This window comes from Yersinia sp. LJYL362 (assembly GCF_048323875.1).
On the sequence record NZ_JBLWEX010000097.1, the window covers coordinates 1 to 10,370 of the forward strand.

Genomic DNA, 10,370 nt, shown 5'->3' on the forward strand with positions numbered 1-10,370 from the left:
CCAAAAACTGAGAGCCAACTGATTACGGTATAAAATGTTGTCATAAGGGCGGAAATCCTGTTCACAAACGGTCACTAAAGAGTGTACGCACAGTATGGCAAAGGCGAAACCTTTAATCGGATATATTAGCGGATAAAGTCTTTTAAGCTAAAGGACTTGCAAGACGAATGCCTGAGTCAATATCTCTATATAGTGGGCATTTTTTGTTTTTACCTTACTGAAGGTTAGATGATTTAAGACTAAACATGCGTTTTTTCTTGTGGCGACTTGGCTCAACTGATGAAAAGTTTATAATAGCCCAGTTCTCAGCGTTGGAAGAATAGCTTGATGAGACGGAGTAAGAATGAGGTCGGCCGTTGGCGTATGTTGCGGCAAAATCAGCGTCGAAAAAATCGCTGGCTTGAAGGTCAATCACGGCGCTATCGCCATATCTATTGTGTCCGGCAACTTCACGAGCATCAGCATCGTAGGTCGCTATTGTTCACTGTAGCTTATGAGTGGTGATTCACGGTGAGGGTTGTAAAAACAGTCTCTTTATGAGGCTGTTTTTGTTTTTAACCCAGCAAGGACATGCCCATTATTAATTTCTCACCTGAAAACATCTTGCACAATACATTCTTCCGCTCGCTGGGTAGACTTAACATTGTCAACGTCGTGATGTTGATTGGAAATTTTAAATAATATTTTCCACTTTAAAGTGCGCATTTTTTCGCAGAAAAATCACGCCTATCCTAAATTATCAAAATGCGATGATTCTGATGTTCATATTAATAATAAACGGGGCAGAATAGTCCTTTGGCAGTTTATTTCACATCAGAATGAGATCGCGCTACCCTATATATTAGGTCGCTTCGTTCTAATCGTTCAGTTTCAGGGGTGTTACTGTAGGGTTGTTCGGAGCGACCATTCCCTGGCGAAATAAATGATTATTGAATAATAAACATGATAATCATCATGTTTGTCTAATACTTTCTTATCTATCAATGGGTTGTTTGGAGTTCTGCTTTTCTATGTCAATATCATTTATCGTTTTTAGTGATCAATAATAAAAAATTGATCAATTTTATCAATTGATCAATACTGCTGTTCTAATCAAATAAAAGGATTTTACTGTGGATAGCAGACTAAACATTGCAGTTGATTGCACTTTTATCTGTGAGCCTGTTTACAAGCATGACGGCCAGTTGCTTGCAGTAGAGTTATTGAGTCGGTTTACGACAACCTCTTTTAAATCGCCTATTTATACTGAGCGCTTCTTACATCAACTTAATGCTCAGACCAAGGCTAAGTTGTTGCACACCCAATTATGTGAAGTGAAAAATCAGCAGAAGTGGTTTATTGAACACCAAATAATACTCTCAATAAATATAGATTTTGATATGACAAATGCAGTATTGAATGATGATAATGTCATATCACTGTTGGACTCAATGCCTTTTATCAGACTGGAAATAATGGAGAGTTTCCCCAACCTCGGGGAGGGGGCTGAGAATGCATTATTAAGTAAGCTGGCTAAACGATATTCCCTATGGTTGGACGACTTTGGTAGCGGTAATGCTCACCTGGCGGCAGCAGCCAGTGGCTTCTTTGAGTGTGTAAAGATTGATAAACATTTTTACTGGCAGTGGGCGGGCAGTGTCACCTTTGATAACCTGGTGACGCGTCTGCGTGAGCATTGTCAGAATGTGGTTATTGAGGGTGTCGAAACGCATTTGCAATATTGCCAACTGGCTGACATAGGCGTTGATGCCATGCAAGGTTACTTATTCAATTCTTGCCCGCTGGAAGAGGTGAGCCATCTTCCTCTCCAGTACGACCATTTTAATATTCGGTGATGATATTCAGCGGGCGCGGTTGTGGCGCATGAGAGAATTCAAATTTTGCCGCCAGGACATCCACTTAGATGGGCTTTTGCTGTGAATATCACAGTTATATGATGCGGTTGAGCGGATGATATAATCCCTATTCCAGCAAAGGCGATGGTTAATGTCTCAATATAAATTAGCTAAAACAGTATTCTTCGGGGATTTAAAAATCAGCACGGCGCTTTATAAATATGAAATCTATTGTGAAGAATCTGAGCCTATCTATCACGCGGCTATTTATTCTGAACAAGTCATTGCTGCTGGCAAACATACTTATCCTGTCTGGGTAAGAAAAGACCATATGATATTAAAATCACCTGCGCATATGCTGGATAAAGCGGTGGAAGCCTGTGAAGAGCATTGGCTGAAGCACTACAAAGCCTAGTCGGTCGTGGAGATATTAAAGCCAATACGCCTGGCGGCAGGCGTATGATTTCATCGGAATCTGTGTATTTACCCAATCAGTTAGTCAAATAACGTTGATAGAAAACGTTTCTTCTATGCTCAGACATAATCGCGGTGACTCAAAATACGCGTTTGTAAGGTTTTACAATAACGGAGTGATATACCCCAGCAGCAACATAAGGGTCTTGCTCTGCCCAGGCTTCAGCTTCTTGCTGCGAAGCAAACTCAGCTATCACGGTCGAGCCGGTAAATCCGGTCGCACCTGGGTCAGCACTGTCGATGGTGGGATTAGGCCCTGCGGTCAATAAACGGCCTTGATCGTGTAATGCTTGTAAGCGGGCCAGATGGGCAGGGCGCACGGACAAGCGCTTCTCAAGTGAATCAGGAACATCGGTCGCAAAGATTACATACAGCATGTTTCACCTATTCGTCATACAGAAATATGGCGATTTGATTTGTGTTCGGTGTTCCATAACATCATGTTCCTCCCATAAATTCAATCATCGGTGAGAAGAGGGATATCTGCAATTTGCCGGCGAATACACCGGTCATTCATAATGAAATAAAATGATAACCAGGCGTAAATAGAAAGTGTTATTGGGTTGATATTGCCGTTTAAAGCATCATTTAAGACCTATCGCTCAGATAGTTTGCAACTGCGTATTGAATATGATTGCTATTTGCATTTAAACTTAGCTGCATTAGAGGACACTGAATTATTATGCAGCTAAATAAATTTTTCTTGGGTCGACGGCTTACGTGGCCACTCGCATTTTCAGTAGGCATTCATGGCAGCGTCATTGCGGCATTGCTGTATGTCTCTGTAGAGCAAATGAGAATACAGCCAGAGATAGAGGATGCGCCGATCGCGGTCACGATGGTTAATATAGATACCTTCGCGGCACCACAGCCAGCGGCAGCAGAGCCACAGGTTGAACCTGAACCTGAGCCCATCGAAGAAGCACCACCAGAACCTGAAGTGCTGCCAGAACCGGTGCCTGTACCTATCCCTGAACCGGTAAAGCCGAAACCGAAACCGGTGAAAAAAGAAGTCAAAAAGCCGGAAGTGAAGAAACCGGATGTTAAAAAGACAGTTGCACCACCGGATGACAAGCCGTTTAAATCAGATGAACCTGCATTGGTTTCTACCAATGCACCGGTTAAATCAGCCCCAAAAGCCTCGGTGCCGGGTGTGTCAACATCGGCTGGGCCCAAAGCGCTGAGTAAGGCGAAACCGACTTATCCCGCCAGAGCCTTGGCGTTGGGGGTTGAAGGGCAGGTGAAAGTGCAATATGACATCGACGAAAATGGTCGAGTCACCAACGTGCGAATTCTGGAAGCGACACCGCGTAATACCTTTGAGCGTGAAGTGAAACAGGTAATGCGCAAGTGGCGTTTTGAAGCGGTTGCGGCCAAGGATTATGTCACCACCGTGGTGTTCAAAATTGGCGGCACGACGGAAATGGACTAAGGTAGTGATTTTGCCGTTCGAGAATGTCCACGCTGCAATAAAAAGGGTCGCTTTATAGCACGACCCATTATTCTAAGGCTTTTAACCGGAGAAAAAATTTACCTTTAGCTGCTATTTGCAACCGTGCCCTACACTTGAACTGCATTCCTTTTAAATCAGGAGTGAAAATGAAAAATATTGATACGGTTCATGAGTTGATACATTCACAACCTAATGAAAATGAAATGGTTTGTGTCAGTGGTTATTTCCATCCTGGTGATGGTGGTGGCGCGTGGTTTTTATGGGATAGCAACAGTGAAGCGGCGATTAACGGTGGAACTGTAATAGGATCAGCCCTCACCTCGACAGGCCGTTGGATACAGCAACATCAAGGCAAAGGGGATTTCAGAACCTTTGGTATCATGGATCAAACGCGCCCCGCCGACGATGCTTTGGCGGCGTTAGTTAACGATCCAACCATTCAGCAGATTTCTGCATTCAGCGATTTACTTTTTCAACGAAGACATACCTTTCATCGCTCTAATCTCTTATTGGATTTTCAAAATCACCATGTTTTCACTCAAGGTATTGAAGATGCGCCAAGAGATGATCCCTTTGCTGCTGTTCTGTTTTTTCAAGGGGAGTTGTCTGGTCAAGATATTGTCGTCACGTTGAATGCATCCATTCAGGACCAGTCCGATATTTTTCCAGTAATGGAGGCTAATGCCTTTGATATCGGTGCCTGGTACTGTGTTCAGGTCGATTTAAAACCTGGTGGAGGAAATGCAGAGCGGGAACTGCAAAAGTTGGTCCAGGTTATCAGTATTATTGATGCCACTCATATTCAAATTAGTTATGCCAATGGCTGGTTGTTGGAGCCTGGGCGAGTTATTACTTGGCGAAAAGTCTTACCAACTCAAAACGTGACTATCCAAAATATGCACTTTCACGGTGCGGGAGATAATGAGCATACTGGCAGCCATCCTATTGCTTTTGAGTATGCTGTACAGACGAATGTTTTTGGTATCCATGGTATAGGGACATTTTGGCCGGTAGTGATGAGACGGTGGAATACACATTATATTACCCGGCAATGCTCGTTGATAAACCCACCCAATACTGCATGGGGCGGTGCTGGGTATCTGACCCAGCAAATTTATTGTTTGTACGGGCATGTAGTGGACTGTTATACAGCGAATTCCCGCCATTTAAATGATTTCACTGCATCAGCCTATTGCCTGGTGGAAAATTGTCATTCTAATGGTCAAAGTGGGGAGAAAGGCCCCTTTGTTACCCATGGGCAATATGAGCATGACCTAACCTATACCGGTAACTCAGGGCTGATGACATTTGCTAACTCTGGTGCACCATGGGGCGGGTGTGCTAAACGTATTAATGTGCGTAAACATGTCTGTCCGTGGTTTGTCGCACGTTACCAGATTACTGATTTGACACTTGAAGATGTGGTGGTGGTGGCTGATGAGGCGATTGCCAGCTCCGGTATGATATGGGTTAATGCTGACGGGTTGCATATGACGGGATGTTCAGCTGATAGAACATTGCGTATTAGTCAGGTATCTCAACGTTCAGGAAGGAAAAATGTGATCACACAATGCCATTTTTCACTTTCAACTATTGACCAGACCGTGATTCAAGCCAATGTTTCGCAGTTGATTACCTTCAGAGATACTCGATTCGAGCATGTGGAGAATCTCAGTTTTTCCAGCTCTGCCGCGTTAGCTTTTGTCGGGTGTGAATTCAGTGCTGCAACGAAAAAGAACCCACTGAAACTATCATCAAACCACTTATCCATCTCTGCCTGCCAATTTATCGATTGTGATATTGCGCTACAAAACAGAGCGACTAAGCAGCTGGATTTTATCCAGACAACATTCAACAACTGCACGTTGGATTTCACTACGTTCATTGCCGATGAGAAATCGTCGCTGATTTTCAGCCATAACCGTCTGCTACAGAGCCTGGTTATCAATAAGCCCGGCAGTAGCCCTACCGTCATCTGGGATCAAAATATTACGCAAAGAATAGAGTGAATTGTGTTGCACACTTGATATTGCTTTGTTGCGCTGTCACTGAAATATAAAACGCCTGATGTCACTCATCAGGCGTTTTAAAGGTTGAAAAGTGTCAATGCATAGCAGGACTAGTCAGTTACAGGGTAACCCTGAGGCAATTTGCGTTGCGCCCACTTCAAAGTTTCGGCTCTCTTCCGGTAAGGCGCGAGCTTTGCCGATATCATCAACGGCCACATAGGTGAATACCGCTTCAGTGGCTTTATAGCGCTGACCAATAGGTTCGGAAGAGACCTTTTTTACCCATACTTCAATATTGATGGTAATAGAGCTGCGGCCTGTCTTGATGCAGCGGGCATAACAGCAAACCACGTCACCCACCGCAACAGGTTTGAGGAAGGTCATGCCATCAACACGTACCGTGACCACTCGCCCATGGGCTATCTCTTTCGCTTGAATAGCACCACCAATATCCATTTGGGACATCAACCAGCCACCGAAAATATCCCCGTTAGCATTGGTATCGGCGGGCATCGCAAGGGTGCGAAGGACCAATTCACCGTTGGGTAATATTTGTTCACCGCTAGGTAATAACCGTTCACCGCGAGGTGATATTTGTTCCTGGGTCATCTCTGCCTACTATTTTAAATTATGACTTTTTCTGTTCTTCCGGCATATGTCGGTAAATATAAACGCCGCTAATCAGTGTGAATACCAGCGTCAGGGCGGTTAAGCCAAAGACTTTGAAATTGACCCAAATGTCTTGCGGTAACCAGAAAGCCACATAGATGTTCAGCAAACCGCAGACCAGGAAAAACACGGCCCAAGACATATTCAACGTTGACCAGACCGAATCGGGTAACGTCAGTTCTTTACCCAGCATGCGCTGAATCAATGGCTTTTTCATAAACCACTGGCTGACTAATAACGCGGCGGCGAACAGCACATACAGCACCGTGACTTTCCACTTAATAAACAAGTCGCTGTGGAATGCCAGCGTTAAGGTACCGAACACCAACACCATAATGGCGGTGACCAGTGTCATTTTTTCGACCTTGCGGTATTTGACCCAAGTAAACGCCAGCGCGAGCAATGTGGCGACAATCAACGCCCCTGATGCGACAAAAATGTCATACATCTTGTAGAAAACGAAAAACACGACCAATGGGAGAAAATCTAAAAGTTGCTTCATGAATCAATCCATCATTTGTACACCGCCTGACTATACCGGATTCAGTGAGGTGAGGGTACCTGCGGTAAAACACTATTATCCTTAATTATCTGTCGGAATGCGCGCTCCGCCAGCGGAATTTGCAGAAACTTACGATAAACACGTAACAGATTTTGTCTGTATATTGCCAGTTCGGTGTTAACCCAGCATGATAAGTAATAAATATTGGGTTAAAGCTTAGTGGAGTCTGTATGCAGAGAAAATCACTCCGGTATTGGATGCCGGGTTTGACCCAATTAATGGCTTATGAACGTGACTGGCTCAAGCCAGATGTGAGAGCTGGGTTATCGGTGGCCGCAGTGGCATTGCCTATTGCTATCGCCTATGCGGAATTGACCGGCGTTAGCGCCGCCGTCGGTTTGTATTCTTGTATTTTGCCGATGATTGCCTATGCGTTTTTTGGTTCATCACGTCAATTGATTGTGGGGCCTGATGCCGCCACTTGTGCGGTGATCGCGGCGGTGGTTGCGCCGTTGGCGGCGGGGAACAGCGAAGTTCACTGGCAGTTAACCATCATGATGACGTTGATGATGGGGACATGGTGTTTGGTGGCCAGCCGCTTTAAGCTCGGGGCATTGGCAGATTTATTATCGCGGCCGATACTGACCGGCTTACTCAATGGGGTGGCGATCACCATCATTGTTGACCAGTTGGGTAAAGTATTTGGTTTTATGACCCGGCCACCTCAATTGATTGAGCGAGTGTTGGCGCTGCCACATAATTTGATTAACAGTCATTTACCCACTGTTGCGATTTCATTACTGACTTTTGTCGTACTGTATGGCGTCAAGTGGTTACGGCCAAATTGGCCCGCGCCATTGTTGGCGATTGTCATGGCGACCTTTGTCTCTTGGGCTGCCGATATGCAGCAGTTTGGTGTTGGAGTGGTGGGGGGATTTGACGGCGGTTTGCCGATGGTGCATTGGCCAGATTTCCAGCCGGGCCTGTTACGTGACATGGTGATCCCGGCACTCAACCTGGCTGTGGTCAGCTTTGTCAGTATGATGCTGACGGCCCGCAGTTTTGCGGCGAAAAATGGTTACGAAGTGGATGCCGATGTTGAACTGCGCGCGCTCGGTGTCACCAATATTGTTTCTGCTTTGTCGCAGGGTTTTGCCATCAGTGGGGCCAGCACCCGCACCGCCGTGAATGATGCCAATAATGGTAAGAGCCAGTTAGTGTCCATTATTGCTGCATTGGTGATTGCAATGGTGCTGCTGTTTTTAACCCGCCCACTGCAATATATTCCGATAGCCGCACTGGGCGTGGTGCTGATTTATGCCGCCTGGTCTTTGCTCGGATTTAGGAGCTTATGGCAGCTACGTAAACGTAATACTCAAGCTTTCTATTTGGCGATTTTTACTTTCGTCAGCGTGGTATTGGTCGGTGTTATCAGTGGCATTGGTTTGGCGGTATTGTTGGGGTTATTACAATTCTTGCGCACCGTTTTCCGCCCAACAGAGCAGTTATTGGGGGTGAATGCCGATGGCATGATCCATTCAATGCGCAGTGGTAATGGGATTAAACCCGTACCCGGCGTGATGATTTACCGTTTTAACTCACCGCTGACGTATTTCAACGTTGCCTACTTCAAACGACGTATTTTGAATCTGGTCGATAGCACGCCACATCCCGCTGATTGGGTGGTGATTGATGCGGTGGCTAGCTTTACCTATGCAGATATCAGTGTGTTGGCGGCTATTGATGAGCTTAAACGCGATCTGAAGCAGCGTAATATTAAGCTGATATTAGCCGGGCGACGCACTGAATTGACGCGCTGGTTCCGTATTAATAAGTTGAAAAGCCATGATGATGATCTGGTTTTGGTGCCGGATCTCTATTTGGCCCTCAAACTGATTCAGAGTAAACAGCGGGTGGCAGAGAGACAAGATTCGGAAGCGGAGCCGGAAATCAGTTGATGGATTTTATGGTTTAAATCCGTTGAATTCCCAATAACAAAAAAGGGCCGTAATGGCCCTTTCAGACTGCTGACAAACCTCGATACCTCGATCTGGCAAGGTGAGGACAGGTAGAAGAGTAAAGCGTCCACGCCAGGGACGGCGCGGCTCGAGCCCCTAGGGAAGGGTTTACGGCGTCTTTACGATCTGCCTGTTTTCACCTCTACGAGCACTTTGTCATAAACCTCAAAGGGCCGCAAAGGCCCTTCCTTATGTGATATTTATACAGTGATATCAGTCGGGCGCAATAACATATATAAGCGGAACAGATACACCAACAATAATGCAGAAACCAAATTGCTCAGTGACGCTAAAACCACACTGGCAATGGGAGTCGGCAACGCCGTCAGGTGATTGACCAAATATAACAAAATCAGTTTAGCTGCTATCCACAACATCATCGCCGGAATAATCAATCGAACGTTGGCAAAGGCTAACTTAACACTGGTTTTCATTGCGGCGAAAACACCCATCTTTTCCGTGGCGACGATAACCGGTGACAGCGAAAGTACCACAGCAATAATGATACCCGGCACGATAAACAGGGTTATTCCCAGTTGAATCAACAAGGTACCAATGAACATTAACAACAGTAAGCGGGGTAAAATAGGCAGTGAAATACCAATTGCCTGCAATGCGCTAACACGACGGCCTTGAGAAACCATAGAAATCAGTGTCAGCATGCCACCGACTAATAAAACATTACCCACTAATGCGGAGAAGGTGGCCGCCGCAGACACTTTGAGCAGAATAATCTGTTGCTCTGGCGTGAGTTGTGCCACCAATTCGGTAATGCTGATATTCCCTGACGACGCAAAATCACTTTCTGTGGAACTTAAAATACTCAGTTGTTCAGTATCAGGGATAAAGGCCTGATTCAGCATGACGGTAATGAACGCAGTCAGTAAAGCCAGCAACAGAATGGCCGGTAACTGATTACGTAAAAAGTTAAAACTGTCACGGTATAGAGTGTTAGCCGTGATAGGCATGAAAGCTCCTTGGGATGAAAAAATAGCGCTTAGCCGATGATTATACCTTGTTATGGCGCGCTGTGGGATCCCGTCATTGGCCAACGGCTGATTTCTTCTAATCTAATTACCTCGATGTTATCAACAGGTAACGGTGGTAAGCCGTAATGGGCGCGGGCGCGGTCACAATAGGGATTGTGAATACCAGTTTCTCCTGACTGCTCAAATTCATGACAGGGAGGTGGGCGGTCGTCGTAGATTGAACAAGAAACAGACTGGCCGACCTCGCCCTGGAGGGCAATGCAGCGGGAAGATTTGCCATTAGTGCCGGACATGCAGCTAATAAACGGGGTGACCTGCTCGGTCATGGCAGAGGGAACTGTACCGCCGCCATCTTTGGCCTCCGACCAATAAAATGAGACTCGAAAATAGGCACAGCAGGCACCACAACTGACACACGGAT

Annotated in this window: 11 protein-coding genes; 6 read left to right on the forward strand and 5 right to left on the reverse strand. The window is 45.7% G+C overall.

All coding sequences use genetic code 11. The features are described 5' to 3' along the window. The first annotated feature begins 327 nt into the window (after positions 1-327). The 3 genes from ACNSO8_RS04175 (at position 328) to ACNSO8_RS04185 (ending at position 2,250) form a co-directional block, all read left to right on the forward strand. On the forward strand, positions 328-504 hold the full coding sequence (locus ACNSO8_RS04175; RefSeq protein WP_050110477.1) for a YciY family protein: 177 nt from the start codon (positions 328-330) through the stop codon (positions 502-504). A 608-nt stretch (positions 505-1,112) separates the two neighbouring features. Further along, positions 1,113-1,835: an EAL domain-containing protein gene (locus tag ACNSO8_RS04180; RefSeq protein ID WP_418393914.1), complete on the forward strand. Its 723-nt coding sequence runs from the start codon at positions 1,113-1,115 to the stop codon at positions 1,833-1,835. Between the two features lie 151 nt (positions 1,836-1,986). Next, positions 1,987-2,250, forward strand: a complete 264-nt coding sequence (locus ACNSO8_RS04185) for a hypothetical protein (RefSeq protein WP_418393915.1) — start codon at positions 1,987-1,989, stop codon at positions 2,248-2,250. A 139-nt stretch (positions 2,251-2,389) separates the two neighbouring features. Here the strand turns inward: ACNSO8_RS04185 and ACNSO8_RS04190 are convergent, their stop codons facing one another. Beyond that, positions 2,390-2,686: a YciI family protein gene (locus ACNSO8_RS04190; RefSeq protein ID WP_418393916.1), complete on the reverse strand. Its 297-nt coding sequence runs from the start codon at positions 2,684-2,686 to the stop codon at positions 2,390-2,392. Positions 2,687-2,991: 305 nt separating this feature from the next. Between ACNSO8_RS04190 and tonB the strand changes: the two genes are divergently transcribed. Continuing rightward, positions 2,992-3,741, forward strand: a complete 750-nt coding sequence (gene tonB / locus ACNSO8_RS04195; RefSeq protein ID WP_418393917.1) for a TonB system transport protein TonB — start codon at positions 2,992-2,994, stop codon at positions 3,739-3,741. Positions 3,742-3,908: 167 nt separating this feature from the next. Beyond that, a complete protein-coding gene (locus ACNSO8_RS04200) occupies positions 3,909-5,771 on the forward strand; it encodes a hypothetical protein (RefSeq protein ID WP_418393918.1) in 1,863 nt (620 codons plus the stop codon). A 114-nt stretch (positions 5,772-5,885) separates the two neighbouring features. Here the strand turns inward: ACNSO8_RS04200 and yciA are convergent, their stop codons facing one another. Beyond that, positions 5,886-6,380: an acyl-CoA thioester hydrolase YciA gene (gene yciA, locus ACNSO8_RS04205; RefSeq protein ID WP_418393919.1), complete on the reverse strand. Its 495-nt coding sequence runs from the start codon at positions 6,378-6,380 to the stop codon at positions 5,886-5,888. A gap of 19 nt (positions 6,381-6,399) precedes the next feature. Beyond that, a complete protein-coding gene (locus tag ACNSO8_RS04210; RefSeq protein ID WP_418393920.1) occupies positions 6,400-6,942 on the reverse strand; it encodes a septation protein A in 543 nt (180 codons plus the stop codon). Positions 6,943-7,172: 230 nt separating this feature from the next. Here ACNSO8_RS04210 and ACNSO8_RS04215 point away from each other — a divergent pair, with 230 nt between their 5' ends. Then, positions 7,173-8,900 carry a SulP family inorganic anion transporter gene (locus ACNSO8_RS04215; protein ID WP_418393921.1) on the forward strand — a complete coding sequence of 576 codons (1,728 nt, stop codon included), beginning with the start codon at positions 7,173-7,175 and terminating at the stop codon, positions 8,898-8,900. Between the two features lie 260 nt (positions 8,901-9,160). Here ACNSO8_RS04215 and ACNSO8_RS04220 read toward each other — a convergent pair whose 3' ends face one another. Together ACNSO8_RS04220 and ACNSO8_RS04225 are read right to left on the reverse strand one after the other, a co-directional pair. Continuing rightward, positions 9,161-9,928 (reverse strand): YciC family protein, encoded by a 768-nt coding sequence (locus ACNSO8_RS04220; RefSeq protein ID WP_418393922.1) that lies wholly within the window; start codon positions 9,926-9,928, stop codon positions 9,161-9,163. A gap of 50 nt (positions 9,929-9,978) precedes the next feature. Further along, positions 9,979-10,370: YkgJ family cysteine cluster protein (locus ACNSO8_RS04225; RefSeq protein WP_418393923.1), on the reverse strand; the 392-nt coding region annotated here is incomplete at its 5' end.